Here is a 19716-nt window from a genome sequence, read left to right as displayed (position 1 = left end):
CTCCTTCGTTGCCGGGGCGTCGTTACCGCGGTGCCATGCGGATGGCGCCGTCGAGGCGGATGGTTTCGCCGTTGAGCATCGGGTTGGTGACGATCGCCTCGACGAGCTGGGCGTATTCGCTGGGATCCCCGAGTCGGCTGGGGTGCGGGACCTGGGCGCCGAGGGACTGCTGCGCCTTCTCCGGGAGGGTGGCGAGCAGCGGGGTCTTGAACAGGCCGGGGGCGATGGTGTTCACCCGGATCTGCAGTGACGCCAGATCGCGGGCGATGGGCAGGGTGGCCCCGACGACGCCGCCCTTCGATGCGGAGTAGGCGGCCTGCCCGATCTGCCCGTCGAACGCGGCGACCGAGGCGGTGTTCACGATGACTCCGCGTTCACCTGCGACCGGCTCGTTCTGCGCCATCGCGTGGGCGGCGAGGCGGATGACGTTGAAGGTTCCGGTGAGGTTGACCTTGATGACGCGCTCGAACGCGTCCAGTGGGAACGGTCCGTCCTTGCTTACGGTCTTGATTGCGTTGCCGATTCCGGCGCAGTTCACCACGATCCGCAGTCCGCGATCGATATTGGCCAGCGCGACGGCGTCGGTGACCGCGGCGTCGTCGGTGACGTCGGCGGGCACGAATTGCACGGTCTCCCCCAGCGCGGCGAGGTCGGCGGGGTCGGCGGACGGCAGGTCGAGCGCGATCACGCGGGCGCCGGACTTCGCCAGCGTGGTGACGGTGGCCAGACCGAGGCCGGATGCGCCGCCGGTGACGAGGGCAGTCGTGCCGGAAATGTTCATGGGTGTACTCCTGTGAAGTGATGCGGGGACGAACGACGTGAGTGGGTCAGAGGGTGCGGGCGATGAGGTCCTTCATGACCTCGTTGGTGCCGCCGTAGATCTTCTGCACGCGTGCCGCGGTGTACATCTGGGCGATCGGGTATTCCATCATGTAGCCGTAGCCGCCGAAGATCTGCAGACAGCGGTCGACGATCTCGCACTGCTTCTCCGATCCCCACAGCTTGGCCATCGACGCGGTCGCGGCGTCGAGCGTGCCGTCGATGGCCCGTTGGATGCAGTGGTCGATCAGTGTCTTGCCGGCCAGGACCTCCGTCTTGCATTCGGCCAGCACGAATTTGGTGTTCTGGTAGTCGAGGACCGACTTGCCGAACACGGAGCGGTCCTTGGCGTAGCGGATGGCCTCGGTGACGGCGGCTTCGGCCATGGCGACGCCGGTGATGCCGATGCTCAGCCGTTCCCGTGGGAGTTGCTGCATCAACTGGTAGAAGCCCTGGCCCTCGACCTCACCGAGGAGGTTGCCGACGGGAACACGCATGTCGGTGAAGAACAGTTCGCGGGTGTCCTGTCCGTGCTGACCGATCTTCTGCAGGACGCGACCGCGTTCGAAGCCGGGCAGGCTTTCGGTTTCGGCGACGAGCAGCGAGATGCCCTTCGCTCCCAGGGAGGCGTCGGTCTTGGCGACGATGATCAGCAGATCGCAATGCGAGCCATTGGAAATGAACGTCTTCGACCCGTTGATCACGTAGTCGTCGCCGTTGCGGATGGCGGTGGTCCGCACCGACTGTAGATCCGATCCGGTGCCGGGTTCGGTCATCGCGATGGCGAGGACCAGCTCACCGGTGACCAGTTTCGGCAGCCACCGCGCCCGCTGCTCGTCGGTGCCGAATGCGGAGATGTAGTGGGCGGCGATCGTGGAATGCACCCCGAACCCGAACGCGGAATCGTGGGCGAACGTCAACTCCTGCTGGACGACGGCCTCATGGCCGAAGTTGCCTCCGCCACCACCGAATTCCTCCGGAAGGTCGAGGCACAGCAGTCCCGCGGCACCGGCCTTGTTCCAGAAGTCACGGTCGACCTGGTGTTGCGCGGCCCACCGTTCCTGATGGGGTGTGCATTCCTTGTGGAAGAACTCGGCGGCGTGCTTCCGCAGCACCTGCTGGTCGTCGTTCTCCCACGGGGAGCGGTAATCGGGAAATAGTTCAGACATGACGGGCTTCTACTTTCCGGTGAAGGCGGGGGCGCGTTTGGCGAGGAACGCGGACTGCCCCTCGTGACAATCCGCAGACCGTACGGCGATGTGGAAGTTGCGTTTTTCGTGTTCGAGGCCCTGGCTCAGTGACGTCTCGAGTGCGCGCAGAGCGGCGTCCTTGGCCAGCGCCACCGCCAGCGGGGAATTCTTCGCGATCCGCTGTGCGAGAGCAACGGCGTGCGCCCGTGCCTCACCGTCCGGGACCGTCTCGGCGATCAGGCCCGCGGCGCAGGCTTGGTCTGCGGTGCGGAAGTCACCGGACAGCAACATCGCCATGGCCTTTGACTTTCCGACCGCACCGACCAGACGCTGGGTGCCCCCGGCGCCGGGGATCACTCCCAGCTTGACCTCGGGCACTGCGAATTTCGCAGATTCACCCGCGATGGCGATGTCGCAGGCGAGGGCCAGTTCGCACCCGCCGCCCAGCGCCAACCCCTCGATGGCGGCGATGACGGGTTTGGGGAAGGTCGCCAGGTCGGACCAGAACGTGCCCCCGAACTCCTCCCGCGCGCCGAGCAGCGCGGCGTCACGAAGAGTGTCGAAGCCGGTGATGTCGGCTCCGGCGCAGAACGTTCCGCCTGCCCCGGTGATGATCACCGCGCGAATGTCGTCGTCGTGCCGGAGGGCGCGCAATTCTGCGGCCATCGCGGCGAGCAGATCGTTGCTCATGCTGTTCTTCGAGCCGGGGCGGTTGATCTCGAGGATGGCGATGCCGCCCTGCCGGGTGGTGACGAGAATTGCCGGTGTTTCAGTCACAGGGTGTCCTTGTAGATGTCGGCGTGCGCGGCGCGCATCACCTTCTTGTCGAGCTTGCCAACGCTGGTTCGGGGCAGTCGGTCGCAGAAGACGACCGTGTCCGGCAGCTGCCACTTGGCGAACGACCCCGTGAGGAGGGCGTGGATCTCCTCGATCGGCAGGTCGTCGCCGTCTGTGGTGACGACCAGCGCCACGGGGCGTTCCTGCCAGCGCGGGTGGTGGACGCCGACCACGGCGGCTTCGGCGACTTTCGGGTGGGCGGTGATCGCGTTCTCCATGTCGATGGACGAGATCCATTCGCCGCCGCTCTTGATGACGTCTTTGATGCGGTCGGTCAGTTTCAGGTAGCCGTACGCGTCGATCTTGCCGACGTCTCCGCTGCGCCAGTACCCGTCCTGGAAGCGGTCGCCGTCGTCGTCGAGTTTGTGGTAGCGCTCGATGATCCAGGGTCCGCGGAGCAGGATCTCACCCTGCGCCTGTCCGTCGTGCGGCAGGTCGTTGCCGTCGGCGTCGACGATCCGGATGTCCACACCGTTGACCGGAAGACCCTGCGAGCGTTTGAGATCCCACTTCTGCTCGTCGGTCAGCGTGGTGCGCAGCGACGGCTTGATCGCACCGTTTGCGGTGACGAACGGCGTGGTCTCGGTGGCGCCGTAGCCGTGCAGGATGTCGGCGCCGGTCAGGTCGTGGAAACCGCGCATCATCGACAGTGGCGGCTCGGTGGCACCGGAGAGCAGTTTCGTCCGCCGGAAATCGGGTTTGACGTCCAGGGTCCTGATGTAGTCGAGCATCGGCTCGAAGATCGCCGGCGCGCCGTTGGCGACGGTGACCTCTTCGGCGATCATCTCGTCGACCAGCACCGAGGTGTCCTCGGCCATGTACCGGCCGGGAAGCACGATCTTCGCGGCGCTGTAGGTTCCGGTCTGCGGCAGCCCCCAGGACTGTCCGTGGAACATCGGGGTGATGAGCATGACGGCGTCGTCCGCGCTCATACTCAGCGCTGCCGCCTGACTCATGGTGTGCAGGTAGATTCCTCGGTGCGAGTAGTAGATCCCCTTGGGCCGCCCGGTGGTTCCGGTGGTGTAACACGCACTGTAGGTTGCATGTTCGTCGATCATGGGCCAGTCGTACACCTCGCTCGCGTCGGCCATGAGGTCCTCGAAGTGGTGGACGTTCTCGAGCGTGGTGCTGATCTGCGACATCGGCTTGTCCGACATCAGCACCCAGCCCTTGACGTTCGGTGCGTGTGGGGCGAGGGCTTCGGCGACAGGGAGCAGGGACTCGTCGACGAAGATGAACCGCGCGTCGCTGTGACCCACCACATACGCGAGGTCCTCGGGTGACAGCCGCAGGTTCATCTGCAGCATTGCCGCGGCGATACCCGGGATCGCCCAGTACAGCTCGTAGTGCCGCTTGCTGTTCCAGTCCAGGATGCCGACCATGTCGGCCGGCCCGATCCCGAGCCACGTCAGGACGTTCGCCGCCCGCTGGACCCGGCGGTAGGCGTCGGCGTAGGTGTAGCGGTCCCAGCCTCCGTCCGCGGTGCGGAACACGATCTGCTGTTCGGGGTACGTGCGGGCCGAGTGCCGGATCAGGGTGGTGGTGTTCAACTGGTAGTGGTCGCCGTGCGTGGACGGTAGACCTTGGATGATCGCGCTCGTCATCACTGCTCCTCAGATCCGTTCGATGATGGTGGTGTTGGCGGTGCCGTTCGCCTCGCAGATGCTCTGCAGCCCGACCGATGCGCCGGAGCGCTCGAGCTCGCACAGCAGGTCGGTGAGCATCCGGGCGCCGGTTGATCCGAGGGGATGGCCGATGGCGACCGATCCGCCGTTGACGTTGAGCTTGTCGTCGGGGACCCCGAATTCCTGTGCGAACATCATCGGGACTCCGGCGAAGGCCTCGTTGACCTCGAAAAGGTCGATGTCGTCGACCCCGAGACCGGAGAACTCCAGAGCCTTGCGGGTGGCGTCGAGGACCGCGGTGAACTGGATGACCGGATCGGCGCCTGCCACCGACAGCGCGCGGAACCGTGCCCTGGGCGTCAGTCCGTGGCGTTCGGCGAACGCGCGGTCGGCGATCAGCAGGGCGGCGGCACCATCACTGAGCTGCGACGAGTTCGCGGCGGTGGTGCGCCCGTCGGCGGCGAACACCGTCGTCAACGATGCCATCTTGTCGCGGTCGAGGTGCTCGCGGATGCCCTCGTCACTCTCGACGAGCGCGCTGGCCGCATCGTCGGGATCTACCCGCATCGGTACCAACTGCTCGCGAAACTTCCCCGCCCGGGTCGCAGCGAGAGCGCGCCCATGGCTGCGGGCGCTGAAGGCGTCCAGGGCAGCCCGGCTCAGGTCGAATTTTTCGTTCATCAGCTCCGACGACGGGCCCTGCGCCACGAGGGCGCCGCCGTAACGGGCGAGTTCGCGCGGGCTGTAATGCGGTCCGAGCGGTGCCCCGGGCACCATCGCGGCCGGCATCGGCACCTGCGACATCGACTCGACACCGCAGGCGATCGCCAGATCGTAGGAGCCCGCGAGCACGCCCTGCGCGGCGAAGCTGACCGCCTGCTGACCCGAGCCGCACTGCCGGTCGACGGTCACCGCGGGCACCGACTCCGGAAATCCGGCGGCGAGCACGGCGTGCCGGCCGATGTTGCCCCCCTGTTGTTCCTGCTGCAGAACACAACCGGTGATCACGTCGTCGATCTGGGCGGGATCGATGCCGGTGCGCTCGACCAGCGCCCGCAGCGTCTGTCCGAGCAGGTCGACCGGGTGCCAGGCGCTCAACGCGCCGCCCCGCCGCCCGACCGGGGTGCGGACGGCGCCGACGATCACGGCTTCACGAACGGTCATGCTGGTACTCCTTGTCCAGGTTTCTGAATTCCGATGAGCGGTATGTCGACCCGCTCGGCGAGTTCTTCCCATTCCTTGCTGGTCCGGGTGGCGAAGATGCGCTCGAGTTCGTCGCGTTCCCCCGCGACGCCGAGGACGTCGCGGGTGCGGGACCAGAAATGCGGTTCGAGCGCCGCGAGGGCGATGTGCCCGTCGGAGGTGGCGTAGATGCCGTATCCGGGAACGGCGCCACCGAGCGGTGTCGACGAATGCCCCATCAGTCCGTGGCGCACCGCGGCACCGGCATCGGCTGCAGCATCCGCGAGGACCACACGGTAGCTCTCCCCCCGACGGGGTTTCGACGATGCACCGAGAGCGAGGAGCGCTGCCGACACGGCACGTTCGGCGCCGAGCAGATCGGCGACGGGAACAGTGGGCATGAGCGGCGGCTGCAGTGTGCCGTTCACCGCCTGGTAGGTCAGGTCGTGACCGGGCAGGTCCTCGAGTGCGCCGTCGTGGCCGACGATCTCCACGTGCGCGAGGCGTGGGTGCACCGACTGCAGTTCGGTGAGCCCGAGTCGGCGCAGCGCGGAGGGCCGCATGGCGGTCACCAGTAGGTCGGAGGCCGCCAACTCGGTATCCAACCGTTCGCGTCCCGCCGGATCCTTCAGATCCACTGTGAGAACCTGCTGGCCCTGTGTGAGTTCGCGATACCACTGCGGGCACGCGCTGCGGAGCGGATCACCCTCGGGCGGTTCGATCTTGGTGACCGCCGCTCCCATCACCTGCAGGCGGGCGACGGCGAGTGGTCCCGGCAGATTCACGGCAAGTGTGAGGACCCGTACGCCCTCGAGCGATTTGGATTCGAGCATCAACATTCCCTTCGTTGCTATACAACTGTATCGGAAAATATCTGTTTGTAAATAGAACTGGTCAGCGGTATCGCATCGCGCGCTCGTCGCGGGAGCTCGGGGTGCGCCGCGCTTCAGGCTTTACATATGAATGTTTTTCTATACAGTCGTATAGGAGAACGAAGTGTCGTGATCATCGCTGTTCAGCGAACTTCGTTGCGCCAGAACACAATCATCACAACTTAGGAATCAGTCATGAGCTATGCCCGCACAGCAGGTCCTCGGCCCGTCCTGGCCGACAAGTTCGGCCTTCGGGACAAGGTTGTCGTGATCACCGGGGCGTCGTCGGGGCTCGGGGTCGCGTTCGCCGCGGCATGTGCCGAGGCCGGTGCGGACGTGGTGGTCGCCGCACGGCGCGCACCCCTTCTGGAGGACACCCTCGCCACGGTGACCGGCACCGGTCGCAGCGGCCTCGCCGTGGCCGCGGACGTCACAGACGCCGACGACTGTCACAAGGTGGTCGGTGCGGCCGTGGAGCGGTTCGGGCGCGTCGACGTGCTGATCAACAACGCCGGCATCGAAGACCACGCACCCGCGTCGCGGCTGTCGTTGGCCGAGTTCGAACGGGTCGTCGCGGTGAACCTCACGGCATGCTTCTCGATGGCCCAGGCCGTCGCCCCCGCGATGGCGCCTGGCTCGTCGATCGTGAACGTGGCCAGCGTCATGGCGCACACCACACTCGACGCCCCCACGACGGCGTACTCGGCGTCGAAGGCCGGACTCCTCGGACTCACCCGGTCACTCGCGCGACAGTGGTCGGGGCGCAAGGGAATTCGAGTCAACGCACTGCTCCCGGGGTTCTTCCCCTCGGAGATGACCGACGGCATGCCCACCGAACTCATCGGTCCCCGACTCGTCATGGGCCGCCTCGGTGACCCCGCCGAACTCGCCGCGGCGATGGTCTTCCTCGCCTCCGACGCCAGCAGCTACATGACCGGTAGCCAGCTCGTGGTGGACGGCGGGTTACTGCTCTCATGAGTTCCCCGATCAACGAGCGGCCGATCGTCGTCGCCGGCGTATCCACCCGAGTGCTCGAAGTCGACGGAGACGGGCCGCCGATCCTGCTGCTGCACGGCTTCACCGACTCGGCGGACTCGTGGCGCCCGCTCTTGCAGGAGTTCGCGAGCCGGGGCCGCCGCGCAGTGGCGGTCGATCTGCCCGGCAGCGGTCGCGCCGATCGGCTGGCCCGCCCGGCGTTGCCCCACCACGACGCGTTCGTCGACGGGTTCGTACGTGCCTACGCCGAACGCGGCGATGTGGTTGTGGTGGGAAACTCGCTCGGCGGCCTGCTCGCGCTGCGCGCGGCCGCCCGCAGCGAGGTGCCCCTCGGCGCCGTGGTCGGCATCGGGCCGGCAGGCCTGGCCTACGGCTGGCGACTGCGGTATCTCACGACGGTCCTGCGTTGCCTGGATCCGTTGCTGCAGTTCGTCGACCGAGCACCCGTGCCCGCGGCGCTGATCCGCCGCGGGGCAGCGCGGTTCTATGCGCGCGGCCTCGCCGCAGGCCGCGCCGAGTCCGGGCTCGCGCTGCGGTACGCGGAGCACGTCCACGGCATGCGTGATGTGGGCAGATTGCGCAGCGATCTGCTCGCGCTGAGTCGGGAGAGCGATCACGACCCCCTGCGAACCGACCGGATCCGCCTACCGGTCCTACTGATCTGGGGCCGCGAAGACAAGCTGGCAGATCCGAACAGCGCGCCGGCCTTCCTGTCCACGGTGCCCACGGCAACACTCGAGACTCTCGACAACTGCGGCCACTGCCCGCAACTCGAGGAACCGGGCCGCATCGCCGACCTGATCCTGTCCACCCCCTGCAACCAACCGACACCGAAAGCAGACAGCTAATGGGCTCCACCCCGACCGCGAGCAACATCGATCGCGTCATCGCCACCATCGTCAACGGCATCGAGGTCGCCAGGTACGGCGGCCTCAAGACCGAGGAGGAGCCCGCACCGCACGACGTCGTGGCACACGAACCGGTGTACCGCCTGCGGCACTACTACCCGGACTCGCCGGCCGGGCTTCCGCCGGTCATCCTCGTGCCACCGCTGTCGCAGGTTGCCGTCGTGTGGGACATTTCGCCGCAGACCAGTGCGGTCGCGATGCTGCGCGAGCAGGGCCTCGACCCGTGGGTGGTCGACTTCGGAGATCCGGCGGTCGAGCCGGGCGGCAACGAGCGCACCTTCGGTGACCACGTACTCGCCGTCGCCGACGCGGTGCAACGGGTCCGGCAGGCCACCGGTCGGGACGTGCATCTCGTCGGGTACTGCCAGGGCGGCATCTTCTGCTACACGGCGACCGCGTATCTCGGCAATGCCGGCGTGGCGAGCGTAATCGCGCTGGGCAGCCCGCTCACGACCCTCGACATCGACCGCGTCGTTCCACAGGACCTGTTCTGGGGCATCGTCGGGCTCGAGAGCAAGATCATCGGCAAGACCGGCCTTCCCCGATGGTTCGTCACACAGCTGTTCAACTGGTCGAGCCCACATCGCAACATCCGCAACGACATCGAATTCCTGCTCGCCCTGCACGACCGCGAGTCGCTGCTGCCACGCGAACCGCAACGCAAATTCCTCAAAACCGGCGCGTGGATCAGCTGGTCCGGTCCCGCACTCGTCGAACTGCTCGAATTGCTCGCGGACAACCGCCTGGTCGAGGGCGGCGTCGTGATCGGTGACCGCACCGTCGGATTCGCAGACATCACCTGCCCGATCCTCACCTTCGTCGGTGAGGCCGACTTCCTGGCACCGCCGGCGACGGTGCGCGCGGTCCGGCGGGCGGCACCCAACGCCGACATCCACGAATGCACCCTGCCGGTCGGACACTTCGGGCTGCCGGTCAGCTCGCATGCCAAGCAGAAAACCTGGCCCGGCATCGGTGCGTGGGTGCGCTGGACGAACGGAGAGGGTGACCTGCCCGACTTCATACACGAACTCGAGCCGTCCTCCGACGTCGAGGCACCGGCGCCACGCGGAAGCATCGCCGGACTGACCTACGGCGCCGGTCTCGTCGCCGGAACCGGGTTCAACCTCCCCGCCGCCCTGTCGCGCGCCGGAAAGCACCTGGCCACCACGGTCGTCGAGCTGTCGAGGGAAGCCGCCGCTGCGGCGCCCCGCCTGGTGCGGCTCGAATCGATGGGTCCGCGCACCACGATCTCCTACGGTGCGCTACTCGACGACCTGGCCCGCTCGCGCCCGGACAAGGTGGCCTTCCTGTTCGCCGATCGCGTGCACACCCACGCGGAAACCAAACAACGCATCGACAGCGTCGTCTGCGGGCTGGTATCGGCGGGTGTCCGCAAGGGCGAGCGAGTCGGAGTGCTCATGCACACCCGCCCGAGCTCCCTCGTCGCGATCGCGGCCCTCAACCGCATCGGTGCGGTCGCCGTGCTGCACCGCCCGGGGCACGACCTCGCCGAAGAGATACGGCTCGGGCACGTGACGAAGATCCTCGCCGACCCCGAGCACGCGGCGACCGCGGCAACAACCGCGCTGCCGGTGTTCGTTCTCGGCGCAGTCCACGAAGACCGCGACATCCCGTCCGGCGCAGTCGACCTCGAGCAGGTCGATCCCGACCACGCGCGCCTGCCTGCCTGGTACCGGGCGAACCCGGGGTGCGCCGGCGACGTCGCGTTCGTCCTCTTCGGCGGCGCTGAGGAGCAGACCCGCGCCGATCTGATCACCAACGGCCGGTGGGCGACCTCCGCGTTGGCGGCCTCGACTGCGTGCGCGTTGACCCCGGGCGACACGATCTACTCCAGCAGCCCACTGCACCACCCGACCGGTCTGCTCCTGGCGACGGCCGCCGCAACCGCATCCGGTGCCCGCGTGGCACTGATCGACGAGTTCGACCCGGAGACGTTCTGGTCCCAGGTACGCCGCAACCGGGCCACAGTGGTGACCTACACCCGCGACATGCTCGAACCGCTGGTCGACGCGCCGGAGCGAATCCGGAAGAACCATCCCATTCGACTCTTCGTCGGCTCGGCGATGCCGGCCGACCTGTGGCGGCGGGTCAGCGACCGGTTCGGATCGGTCGGTGTCCTGGAGATGTACGCCTCGACGCGTTCGGACGCAATCCTCGGCAATGTCAGCGGTCGCAAGATCGGTTCGGTGGGCAAACCGCTGCCGGGAACGCCACGGGTGTGCGTCGTCGAGATGGAGGACGGCCGGATCCGCACCGGCGAGGACGGCTACGCGGTGCCTGCTCGGCCGGGACAGGTCGGCCAACTGCTCGTCGACGCCTCGGGGAAGATCTTCGCCGGCAACGACATCGCGCTGCGCGGTGTGTTCGACCGGGATGACGAGTGGATGGCTACCGGCGACCTGTTTCGCGTCGACCGGGACGGTGACTTCTGGTTCGTGACCTCGATGCCCGGCGCCACCGAACAACCCGACGAGTGCCTCCTCGAACTCCGGGCGGTCGAGACGGCGCCGGCACAGTGACCGCGCGATGGGGAACTGGCAGCGAAACACGTCCCAGGCTCGGCAAGTCCGGTAACCCGCCGACTCGACGCCGTGGCGGCAGCCGGACCTCTTCCCGCGGCAGCACCGCGGGATCTCGCAGCGTCGATCAGTACCGCCCGTTCGCCGGATTGTCGCCGTCGACCACCACCCTCGCCGCGAGTTGCCGCCGGAGGAGGTTGAGCGCCGCGTGCTGGAGGAGGAGTACGGCCTCGACGTTCGTCCCGAGGATGCGCGCGACCTCGACGGCTGGGAGGCGGTGCGCGAGCCGGAGTCGCAGCACGGTCTTGTGGTGGTCGGGGAGGGTGTCCATCAGGATCGCGGCCCCGGCTGCCTCCTCGTCGTCGATGGTCACGACAGGCCTTTCTCTCGGATCGCACCACTGTCGCCGACCCGATGTCCCAGGTGGAAGGGACCGGCGTCCCGTTCGTCCGGGATCTTGCCGACACGGCTCCGACGGCCGGCCCGACGCTTACGCTGAATGTCATGGCCGCTCTTCGTGCGGAGTGGATCAGAATCTGGCGCAACCCGGCAGACACGCTCGCGACCGTTGCGTTCAACGCCGTCCTGATGATCGGGGCCTGGTTCCTGCTGCCCCGGAGCTGGTTGTTCGAGTGGACCGGGCCGTCCGGCTTCGCCCTGGCCCTCGCCGGCTGGATGTACGCCGACGTCACCGCCACCAACGTGCTGGCGCCGGACAGTGAGCGGGTTCTCGCCGCACTCGACGACCGGGACGCGCTGGGTGCGATGCTCGGCGCCAAGGCGGTGGCGCTGTGGATGCTGATCGCCCCGATCTGCGCGACCATCGCGATCGTCGTCGGCTTCGCCGAGCAGGACTGGCTGTTCACCGCGGTGGTGGTGGTCGCGGTGGCGCTGTGCCCGTTCGGTGCGCTCGCCGGGGCGAGTCTGGTCGGGGTGTACTTCCCGTATCACCAGCGGCCGCTGCGGTGGCGATGGGAACAACGTGCCCGGTGGCGCACCGTCGTCGTCCGGTGGCTGATCCTGCTGGTGGTGCCGTACGGGGTGTTCCCTGCGTTCTCGGCGGCGATCGCCGTCGTCCCGGTCGTGCTGTGGCGCCTCGTCCGTCCGGCCGACGTGCACTCGCGGATGGGTACCGCGGACTTCGCGCTGTGCGTCGTCCTCGCCGTCGTCATCTCCGCGCTGATGTGGGTGGCGGCGCGGCGAATCGCTTTGTCACGCATACAACGCCACGAACCGTTGGCCGTCTACCTGCGTGACCGAGACAGGGGCTGAGCCGGATCTGTCGCGGGTCCCTGCCTACGTGAGTGCCGATGCGTGCCCCGGCACGCTTTCCCACTCACCTGCGCAGGTGAGTGGGAAAGCGTGCCGGGGCACACTTTGCCACTCACGTCAGGAGAGGTGCTCCGGCTGGGGCTGCGACTTGTGGACCTGGTCCGATCCGACCGCGTCCTGGCTCGCCTCCGGTGGGCATTCGGCGCTGTACTTGCCGGCGTGTTCCAGGGAGACGACGACGGACTTCGACGTGGGACAGTTGCTGCCGGTCGCCGTGGAATCGAGCGGCACCAGCGGATTGGTCTCCGGATAGTAGGCGGCGGCCGACCCCCGGGGCGTGTCGTACTCGACGATCCGGAAGTCGTGGGCGCAGCGGACGCGGTCGTCACCGTCCCAATGCGTGAAGAGGTCCACCATGTCGCCGTCGTCGAACCCGAGGGCCGCGATGTCGTCGCGGTGCAGGAAGATCACGCGGCGCCCGCCCTCGATGCCGCGGTACCGATCGCTGAGCCCGTAGATCGTGGTGTTGAACTGGTCGTGGCTGCGGATCGTCTGCAGGATCACGTGCCGCGGGGGCACCTGCAGCACGTCGATCGGGGACACCGCGAATTCGGCGCGCCCCGAGTGGGTGGGGAACGTCCGGGAGTCGCGCGGCGGGTGCGGCAGAACGAAGCCGCCCGGCTTGCGGACGTTCACCTCGTACCCTTCGCATCCGGGCACCACCCGCGAGATGTGCAGGCGGATGTTCGCGTAGTCGTCCCGCATCTTCTTCCACTCGAGACCGTAGCGGTCGCCGAGCGTCGCCTCGGCGATGCGCGTGACGATACCCACCTCCGAATCGAGTTGCGGGCTGGCCGGTTTCAACGGACCCCGGGAGGCATGAACCGAGCACACCGAGTCCTCGACGGAAATGAACTGCGGCCCACCGGCCTGGACGTCCTGCTCGGTGCGTCCCCGCGTCGGCAGGATCAGGGCCGTGTCGCCGCACACGAGATGCGACCGGTTGATCTTCGTCGAGACGTGGACCGTCATCCGGGTCTTGCGCAGCGCGGCCGCGGTGACGTCGGTGTCCGGGGCGGCCTGGACGAAGTTGCCGCCGAGCCCGAGGAAAAAGTGGGCCTTGCCGTCGCGCATGGCCCGGATCGAATCGACGGTGTCGTAGCCGTTCTCGCGGGGCGGGTCGAAGTCGAACTCCTTCGCGAGCGCGTCCAGGAAATGCCGCGGCGGGCGCTCCCAGATCCCCATCGTGCGGTCGCCCTGCACGTTCGAGTGCCCGCGCACCGGCAGCAGCCCGGCGCCGGGCTTCCCGATGTTCCCCTGCGCGAGCGCGATATTGGTGACTTCCTTGATGATCGCCACCGAGTTGTGGTGCTGAGTGAGCCCCATCGCCCAGCAGAACACGGTGGCATCGGAATCCCGCAGCATCCGGGCCGCGTCGGTGATCTGTTCCCGCGACAGCCCGGTGGTCCGGGTGACGACGTCCCAGTCGAGGTCGGCGACGTGCTGCTTCCACAACTCGAATCCGATCGTGTACCGGTCGATGAATTCGTGGTCGAGGGCGTCCCATTCGACGAGCAGTGAGCCGAACGCCTGGAGCAGGGCCAGGTCGCCGTTCAGCGCGATGGGCAGGTGCAGGTCGGACAGGTCGGTACCGTGCCCCACCATCCCTCGCGGGGTCTGCGGATTCTTGAAGTTGACCAGACCGGCCTCGCGGAGCGGGTTGATCGACAGGATCTTCGCGCCGTTCTGCTTGGCCTTCTCCAGTGCCGACAGCATCCGCGGATGGTTGGTTCCCGGGTTCTGCCCCTGCAAGACAATGAGTTTCGCCTGATACACGTCGTCCATCGTGACGCTGGCCTTGCCGATGCCGATCGACTCCTGCAGCGCGATGCTGGTCGATTCGTGGCACATGTTGGAACAGTCGGGCAGATTGTTCGTCCCGAACGCGCGGACGAACAGCTGGTACGCGAACGCGGCCTCGTTCGACGCCCGGCCGGACGTGTAGAAGATCGCCTCGTCCGGACTGTCCAAGGCGTTCAGCTGCTCGCCGATCAGCGTGAAGGCCTCGTCCCATTCGATGGGCTCGTAGTGCGTTCCGCCGGGCCGCTTCACCATCGGATGCGTGATCCGGCCCTGCTGCCCCAGCCAGTGCTCGCTGTGGCAGTCGAGTTCGGCGATACTGTGGCGGGCGAAGAATTCGGGGGTCGCCCGGACCCGCGTCGCCTCCTCCGCCACCGCCTTGGCGCCGTTCTCACAGAACTCCGCGGCGTGGCGGTGACCCGGGTCGGGGTCGGGCCAGGCGCAACTCATGCAGTCGAAGCCCTCGGCCTGGTTCAGGCGCAACAACGTCTCGGCGGTGCGGACCACACCCATCTGCTCGAGCGCGCGTTTCATCGACACCGCGACAGCGGTCGGCCCGGCCGCATGGTCCTTCGGGTGCCCGACCTCGAGGTCGGCCTCGTCGTAGTCGAGTTCCTCGTCCCTGTGACGCATCGTTCAGCCTTTCGTCACGATCTCCCCACCAGGCAGCCGAGGTAGTCGATGACGTCGTCGGTCGCGGTGGCCGGGGCGGTGAGCGCGACGTAGCCGTCGGGGCGCACCACCACCAGCGTGCCACCGTGTGCCCCGTAGGCGCTACGCGCGAAACCGCGGTCGTCGACGACGTCCACGCCGGGACCGCGGGAATCACCCACCACCACGTATTTCACGTCGTCGGGCGCGTCTTCGGCCAGGGTCTGCAGGGCGTGCCGGGGCCCGCCGTCGAACCCGAGAACCGTGAAGTGCGTCCCGCGGAAGACGTCGAACAGTCGCAGTGGGGAACCGTCCGGGCTCAGGCACGGCGCGTCGGGTGCGCGGTCACCCGCGCGGACGCCCGTCGTCACGTCCCCGTCCCGGGACAGCGAACTCCACGGGTAGCCCAGACCGAGTTGCTGGCCGTCCTCGGTCGCCGCGCCGGCGAACCCCGATGAGTCCTCGCGTCCGAGGTTGTCGGTCACCTTCTGCAGCCCCGCGCTGCTCACCCCGAGCGTCCAGCGGGCGAGCGGCAACCGCTCCTCCTGATACGTGTCGAGGAGCGACGGATCCGCGGAGCCGGCCAGGACGAGCGCGAGTTTCCAGCCGAGGTTGTAGGCGTCCTGGATCCCGGTGTTCATCCCGAGCCCACCGGCGGGCGGATGAACGTGCGCGGCGTCGCCGGCGAGGAACACCCGGCCGTCGCGGAAACGGTCCACCATGCGCACGTTCACATGCCAGGTGGACAGCCACGTCGGTGCGGACAGTCGCACGCCGGGATCGCAGGCGATGTCGTCGAGCACTCGCTGGAAGTACTCCAGCGACGGTTCGGGCAGGTTCCCCTCCTCGTCGAAGTCCGCGAACGGCACTCCCTGGAACTGCCAGGAGTTGATCCCACGGAACGGGCACAGCGCGACGAAGCCCTTCTCGGGGTGCGACCACTGGTACCAGCGGTCGGGGGTCAGGCCGTCGACGGACACGTCGCCGAGGAGCATGCCCTCGATGCCGCCCGTCCCCTCGAACGACACCCCGAGCGCCTTGCGCACTGTGCTGCGTCCGCCGTCGCAGCCGACGAGGTAACGCGCCATGACGGTCCCGCCCCCGGCGAGCCGGACGGTCACCTTGTCGGTGGTCTGCTCGAAACCCACCACCTCGACGCCGCGCTCCACGTCGATACCGAACTCGGAGAGACGCTCTCGCAGAATCTGCTCGGTCCGCCACTGCGGGATCATCAACCCGCTCTCGTAGGGCCGGTCGGGTGTGGGGTTCAGGTCTGCGTGGGGGTCGCTGTCGCCCACCACCCGGCCCCGCACCGCGACCCGGTTGGGAAGGTGCCGGAATCCGGCCTCGACGACCTCGTCGACGATACCGAGATCGTCCATCACTTCTTGGCTGCGCGCGGTCAATCCCTTTCCGCGCGAACCCGCGAACGGCTCGGGAGACTTGTCGAGGATCCGCACTTCGACGCCACGCCGCGCCAGTTCCAGAGCGAGCGTGAGACCGGTCGGCCCGGCCCCGGCCACCACTGCCTCGGTAGGGCTCATGGCGTCATCGTATTCGCGGCGGCACCGATCCCGCGGGAAAGTCGCCGCACCCGCTCATCGGCTCTCGCTCAGAAGTTTCCGCGGGCGGCTTGTTCGCGTTCGATGGCTTCGAAGAGGGCTTTGAAGTTGCCGATGCCGAAGCCGAGGGAGCCGTGGCGTTCGATGAGTTCGAAGAACACGGTGGGCCGGTCGACGAGGGGTTTGGTGAAGATCTGCAGCAGGTAGCCGTCCTCGTCGCGGTCGACGAGGATGCCGCGTTTCTGCAACTCCTCGATCGGGGCGCGGACGTTGCCGATCCGGGCCCGCAGTTCGGGGTCCTGGTAGTAGGAGTCCGGGGTGGCCAGGAACTCCACCCCCTCGGCGGTGAGCCGGTCCACCGCGGTGAGAATGTCATTGGTGGCCAGCGCCAGGTGCTGGGCGCCGGGACCGCCGTAGAAGTCGAGGTACTCGTCGATCTGCGAGCGTTTCTTGGCGATGGCGGGCTCGTTGAGCGGGAACTTCACGCGGTGGTTGCCGTTGGAGACGACCTTGCTCATCAGTGCGGAGTAGTCGGTGGCGATGTCCTCGCCGACGAATTCGGCCATGTTCGTGAAGCCCATGACCCGGTTGTAGAAGTCGACCCAGTGGTCCATCTTGCCGAGTTCGACGTTGCCGACGACGTGGTCGAGGGCCTGGAACAGGCGCTTGGGGGCGCCGTCCCGTTTGGTGTGCGACGAGGTCCGGGCGAGGTAGCCGGGCAGGTAGGGGCCGGTGTAGTGGCTGCGGTCGACGAGGGTGTGGCGGGTGTCGCCGTAGGTGGCGATCGCGGCGATCCGGACGGTGCCGTGCTCGTCGGTCACGTCGTGGGGTTCGTCGAGGACGGTGGCGCCCTGGGCGCGGGCGTGGGCGATGCACTTGTCGACGTCGGGGACGGCGAGGGCGATGTCGACGACGCCGTCGCCGTGGGTGCGGTGGTGCTCGATCAGCGGGCTGCCGGGGTTCACGGCGCCGTTGATGACGAAGCGGACGGCACCGGATTCGAGGACGAAGCTGTGGTGGTCGCGGTTGCCGGTGGTCGGTCCGGAGTAGGCGACGAGGGTCATCCCGAACGCGGACTGGAAGTAGTGGGCGGTCTGGGTGGCGTTGCCGACCACCCAGACGACGGCGTCCCAGCCGCTGACCGGGAACGGGTCGCGGGTGCCGTCGTATTCGACGAGCCCGACCAGTTGTTCGAGCTGGCCGAGGTCGAGACCTGCCAGGCGTTCCTTGTCGGTGAGAGTCTGCTCGATCGTCATCGCTGTCTTCCTGTTTCGGGGACGGAGGGCTTGGCCTGTTGTGTGGGTCACTACGAAAACCCAGACCGGCCACATAGGCAACCGAGCCAGCAGAAGCTAGCCGTGGTGCCACCTTCGGGCGCCTCGAGGACGGATTTCTTATACAGTCGGACTAGTTGAATTCGTTCGGAGAGGTCTGGCCATGAAGGACGCAGTGCAGTTGGACGAGCTCGACTTCGCCCTCCTCGACGCCATGCACGACGACCCGAAGGCCGGCGTGCTGGAGCTGTCGCGCCGGATCAAGGTCGCGCGGGCCACCGTTCAGGCGCGGGTGCGCAAACTCGAGGAGTCCGGCGTGATCGCCGGGTACGAGCCGCGCCTCGACATCGCCGCCGCGGGGTTCGACGTGCAGGCGTTCGTCACGCTGGAGACGGCGCAGGGCGCACTCGACTCCGTGACGTCGGAACTGGAGTCGATCCCGGGTGTGCTCGAGGCCTTCGCGACCACCGGTTCCGGCGACATCCTGTGCCGCATCGCCGCCGGCTCCCACCTCGGGCTGCAGCAGACGCTGATCGATCTGAACAAGTCGAGCGTCGTCGCCCGGTCCACCAGCGTGATGGTGCTGTCGGTGATCGTCCCGTACCGGTCGATGCCGCTGCTGCGAACCCTCGACCGACCGCGTCCGGCGAAGGCGCCGGCCTACCGCACCGCGCCCGCAGACGCGGATTAGCAACGCGTTCCCCGCTTCTGCTGCACAAATTGAATAGAAAATCGACGAACTTCTTTCTCGGTGATGTTCATCGTGGCTATCTGCTGCGCAGCCGGTTGCGGCGCACGAGTGGTGCCCACCACAGTGATCGCCGTAACAGCGCGGGCACGGCCGGGAACACCGGCCGGATCGCCCCGAGCCCCGGCCGTCCAGAAACCGAGAGAAGCCATGAAGAATCTGCTCACCCGATTCGAAGAGAAGGCCCCCGAGATCGTCTTCGAGTGGCACGACACGGAGACCTCCGCCCGCGGATGGACGGTGATCAACTCGCTGCGCGGCGGTGCTGCCGGCGGCGGAACCCGGATGCGCCGCGGTCTCGATCGGCGCGAGGTGGAGTCGCTCGCCAAGACCATGGAGGTCAAGTTCACCGTCTCGGGTCCGGCCATCGGCGGCGCGAAGTCGGGCATCGACTTCGACCCGACCGACCCGCGCAAGGACGAGGTGCTGCGCCGCTGGTTCAAGGCCGTGACCCCGCTGCTGAAGTCGTACTACGGCACCGGCGGCGACCTGAACGTCGACGAGATGGCCGAGGTCGTGCCGATCACCGAGAGCTACGGGCTGTGGCATCCGCAGGAGGGCGTCGTCAACGGGCACTTCGCGGCGACCGATCGTGAGCGGGTGCAGCGGGTCGGGCAGCTGCGCCTGGGCGTCGCGAAGGTCGTCGAGGATGCGCGGTTCACGCCCGACCCGCAGGCGAAGTACACGGTGTCGGATCTGATCACCGGGTGGGGCGTCGCCGAATCGGTGCGGCACTACTACCGGGTCTACGGCGGCGAACTGGCCGGCAAGCGCGTGATCATGCAGGGCTGGGGCAACGTCGGCGCCGCCGCCGCGTACTACCTGGCGCAGTCCGGTGCCCGGATCGTCGGAATCCTCGACCGCAACGGTGGATTGACGAACACCGACGGCTACGACTTCGAGCAGATCCGCGCGCTGTTCCTGGCCAAGGAGGGCAACGAACTGCGCGCAGCCGGCATGGTGCCGTTCGAGGAGATCAACTCGACGATCTGGAGTTCCGGCGCCGAGATCTTCCTCCCCTGCGCCGCGTCCCGTCTCGTGACCCGCGACCAGGTGGACCGGTTGATCGCGGGCGGCCTCGAGGTGGTGGCGAGCGGCGCCAACGTGCCGTTCGCGGACGACGAGATCTTCTACGGCCCCACCTACGAATACGCCGACAAGAGCGTCGCCGTCGTCCCCGACTTCATCGCCAATTGCGGCATGGCCCGGGCGTTCGCGCTGCTGATGGAGGGCGACATCGAGGTGTCGGACGAGGCGATCTTCGGCGACGTCTCCGCCACCGTGGCGACGGCGCTCGAGCGTTGCTTCGCGCGTTCGTCGCAGCCGACCGGAATCGCCGGTACCGCGTTCGAGATCGCACTCGATCAGCTCGTCTGACGG

At 67.6% G+C, this 19716-nt stretch carries 16 protein-coding genes; 6 read left to right on the top strand and 10 right to left on the bottom strand.

The annotated features are described in order from the left end of the window. Positions 1-22: 22 nt before the first annotated feature. From BLV94_RS30890 to BLV94_RS30865, 6 genes are read right to left on the bottom strand one after another with little or no spacing between them, the layout of a single operon-like run. A complete protein-coding gene (locus BLV94_RS30890; RefSeq protein ID WP_072944467.1) occupies positions 23-781 on the bottom strand; it encodes a 3-hydroxyacyl-CoA dehydrogenase in 759 nt (252 codons plus the stop codon). A gap of 46 nt (positions 782-827) precedes the next feature. Beyond that, positions 828-1988, bottom strand: a complete 1161-nt coding sequence (locus BLV94_RS30885; RefSeq protein ID WP_072944465.1) for an acyl-CoA dehydrogenase family protein — start codon at positions 1986-1988, stop codon at positions 828-830. A 9-nt stretch (positions 1989-1997) separates the two neighbouring features. Then, entirely contained in the window at positions 1998-2786 is a 789-nt protein-coding gene (locus BLV94_RS30880; protein ID WP_072944463.1) for an enoyl-CoA hydratase/isomerase family protein, read from the bottom strand. Further along, the gene (locus tag BLV94_RS50050; protein WP_072944461.1) at positions 2783-4450 is read right to left on the bottom strand and encodes a long-chain-fatty-acid--CoA ligase; all 1668 of its coding nucleotides are present in this window, start codon (positions 4448-4450) and stop codon (positions 2783-2785) included. Before BLV94_RS50050 ends, BLV94_RS30880 begins: the two co-directional genes overlap by 4 nt. A 9-nt stretch (positions 4451-4459) precedes the next feature. Next, a complete protein-coding gene (locus BLV94_RS30870; RefSeq protein ID WP_072944458.1) occupies positions 4460-5635 on the bottom strand; it encodes a thiolase family protein in 1176 nt (391 codons plus the stop codon). Then, positions 5632-6486, bottom strand: a complete 855-nt coding sequence (locus tag BLV94_RS30865; protein WP_143051438.1) for a CoA transferase — start codon at positions 6484-6486, stop codon at positions 5632-5634. The genes BLV94_RS30870 and BLV94_RS30865 overlap by 4 nt, the downstream gene beginning before the upstream one ends. 234 nt (positions 6487-6720) lie before the next feature. Between BLV94_RS30865 and BLV94_RS30860 the strand changes: the two genes are divergently transcribed. The 3 genes from BLV94_RS30860 to BLV94_RS30850 are packed head-to-tail and all read left to right on the top strand — an operon-like array spanning position 6721 to position 10969. Next, complete coding sequence (locus tag BLV94_RS30860; protein ID WP_072944454.1) at positions 6721-7503, top strand: SDR family NAD(P)-dependent oxidoreductase; 783 nt, start codon at positions 6721-6723, stop codon at positions 7501-7503. After that, positions 7500-8369, top strand: a complete 870-nt coding sequence (locus tag BLV94_RS30855) for an alpha/beta fold hydrolase (RefSeq protein WP_072944452.1) — start codon at positions 7500-7502, stop codon at positions 8367-8369. Before BLV94_RS30860 ends, BLV94_RS30855 begins: the two co-directional genes overlap by 4 nt. Continuing rightward, positions 8369-10969: an AMP-binding protein gene (locus tag BLV94_RS30850; protein ID WP_074933857.1), complete on the top strand. Its 2601-nt coding sequence runs from the start codon at positions 8369-8371 to the stop codon at positions 10967-10969. Before BLV94_RS30855 ends, BLV94_RS30850 begins: the two co-directional genes overlap by 1 nt. A 127-nt stretch (positions 10970-11096) precedes the next feature. Here the strand turns inward: BLV94_RS30850 and BLV94_RS30845 are convergent, their stop codons facing one another. Further along, positions 11097-11342 carry a sigma factor-like helix-turn-helix DNA-binding protein gene (locus tag BLV94_RS30845; RefSeq protein WP_072944446.1) on the bottom strand — a complete coding sequence of 82 codons (246 nt, stop codon included), beginning with the start codon at positions 11340-11342 and terminating at the stop codon, positions 11097-11099. 131 nt (positions 11343-11473) lie between these two features. Between BLV94_RS30845 and BLV94_RS30840 the strand changes: the two genes are divergently transcribed. After that, complete coding sequence (locus BLV94_RS30840) at positions 11474-12241, top strand: hypothetical protein (protein ID WP_072944450.1); 768 nt, start codon at positions 11474-11476, stop codon at positions 12239-12241. A gap of 117 nt (positions 12242-12358) precedes the next feature. Here the strand turns inward: BLV94_RS30840 and BLV94_RS30835 are convergent, their stop codons facing one another. From BLV94_RS30835 to hppD, 3 genes are all read right to left on the bottom strand, one after another. Next, entirely contained in the window at positions 12359-14734 is a 2376-nt protein-coding gene (locus tag BLV94_RS30835; RefSeq protein ID WP_074933855.1) for an FdhF/YdeP family oxidoreductase, read from the bottom strand. A gap of 14 nt (positions 14735-14748) precedes the next feature. Then, positions 14749-16296 carry an FAD-dependent oxidoreductase gene (locus BLV94_RS30830; protein WP_072944435.1) on the bottom strand — a complete coding sequence of 516 codons (1548 nt, stop codon included), beginning with the start codon at positions 16294-16296 and terminating at the stop codon, positions 14749-14751. A gap of 68 nt (positions 16297-16364) precedes the next feature. Beyond that, entirely contained in the window at positions 16365-17570 is a 1206-nt protein-coding gene (gene hppD / locus BLV94_RS30825; RefSeq protein ID WP_072944433.1) for a 4-hydroxyphenylpyruvate dioxygenase, read from the bottom strand. A 181-nt stretch (positions 17571-17751) separates the two neighbouring features. Between hppD and BLV94_RS30820 the strand changes: the two genes are divergently transcribed. Both BLV94_RS30820 and BLV94_RS30815 read left to right on the top strand, forming a co-directional pair. Further along, entirely contained in the window at positions 17752-18279 is a 528-nt protein-coding gene (locus tag BLV94_RS30820; protein ID WP_072944431.1) for an Lrp/AsnC family transcriptional regulator, read from the top strand. A 207-nt stretch (positions 18280-18486) separates the two neighbouring features. Beyond that, positions 18487-19713 (top strand): Glu/Leu/Phe/Val dehydrogenase dimerization domain-containing protein, encoded by a 1227-nt coding sequence (locus BLV94_RS30815; protein ID WP_072944429.1) that lies wholly within the window; start codon positions 18487-18489, stop codon positions 19711-19713. Positions 19714-19716: the final 3 nt, after the last annotated feature.

This window comes from Rhodococcus koreensis, from assembly GCF_900105905.1.
Classification (GTDB): Bacteria; Actinomycetota; Actinomycetes; order Mycobacteriales; family Mycobacteriaceae; genus Rhodococcus_F; species Rhodococcus_F koreensis.
The sequence above is the reverse complement of the archived record's forward strand: the minus strand, read 5'-3'. Positions and strand labels throughout refer to the sequence as shown.

Excerpts from the sequence above, each read along its gene's own strand:
- BLV94_RS30890 (WP_072944467.1), bottom strand. The coding sequence starts at position 781 with ATGAACATTTCCGGCACGACTGCCCTCGTCACCGGCGGCGCATCCGGC.
- BLV94_RS30885 (WP_072944465.1), bottom strand. The coding sequence starts at position 1,988 with ATGTCTGAACTATTTCCCGATTACCGCTCCCCGTGGGAGAACGACGAC.
- BLV94_RS50050 (WP_072944461.1), bottom strand. The coding sequence starts at position 4,450 with ATGACGAGCGCGATCATCCAAGGTCTACCGTCCACGCACGGCGACCAC.
- BLV94_RS30870 (WP_072944458.1), bottom strand. The coding sequence starts at position 5,635 with ATGACCGTTCGTGAAGCCGTGATCGTCGGCGCCGTCCGCACCCCGGTC.
- BLV94_RS30865 (WP_143051438.1), bottom strand. The coding sequence starts at position 6,486 with ATGCTCGAATCCAAATCGCTCGAGGGCGTACGGGTCCTCACACTTGCC.
- BLV94_RS30860 (WP_072944454.1), top strand. The coding sequence starts at position 6,721 with ATGAGCTATGCCCGCACAGCAGGTCCTCGGCCCGTCCTGGCCGACAAG.
- BLV94_RS30855 (WP_072944452.1), top strand. The coding sequence starts at position 7,500 with ATGAGTTCCCCGATCAACGAGCGGCCGATCGTCGTCGCCGGCGTATCC.
- BLV94_RS30850 (WP_074933857.1), top strand. The coding sequence starts at position 8,369 with ATGGGCTCCACCCCGACCGCGAGCAACATCGATCGCGTCATCGCCACC.
- BLV94_RS30840 (WP_072944450.1), top strand. The coding sequence starts at position 11,474 with ATGGCCGCTCTTCGTGCGGAGTGGATCAGAATCTGGCGCAACCCGGCA.
- BLV94_RS30835 (WP_074933855.1), bottom strand. The coding sequence starts at position 14,734 with ATGCGTCACAGGGACGAGGAACTCGACTACGACGAGGCCGACCTCGAG.
- BLV94_RS30830 (WP_072944435.1), bottom strand. The coding sequence starts at position 16,296 with ATGAGCCCTACCGAGGCAGTGGTGGCCGGGGCCGGGCCGACCGGTCTC.
- hppD (WP_072944433.1), bottom strand. The coding sequence starts at position 17,570 with ATGACGATCGAGCAGACTCTCACCGACAAGGAACGCCTGGCAGGTCTC.
- BLV94_RS30820 (WP_072944431.1), top strand. The coding sequence starts at position 17,752 with ATGAAGGACGCAGTGCAGTTGGACGAGCTCGACTTCGCCCTCCTCGAC.
- BLV94_RS30815 (WP_072944429.1), top strand. The coding sequence starts at position 18,487 with ATGAAGAATCTGCTCACCCGATTCGAAGAGAAGGCCCCCGAGATCGTC.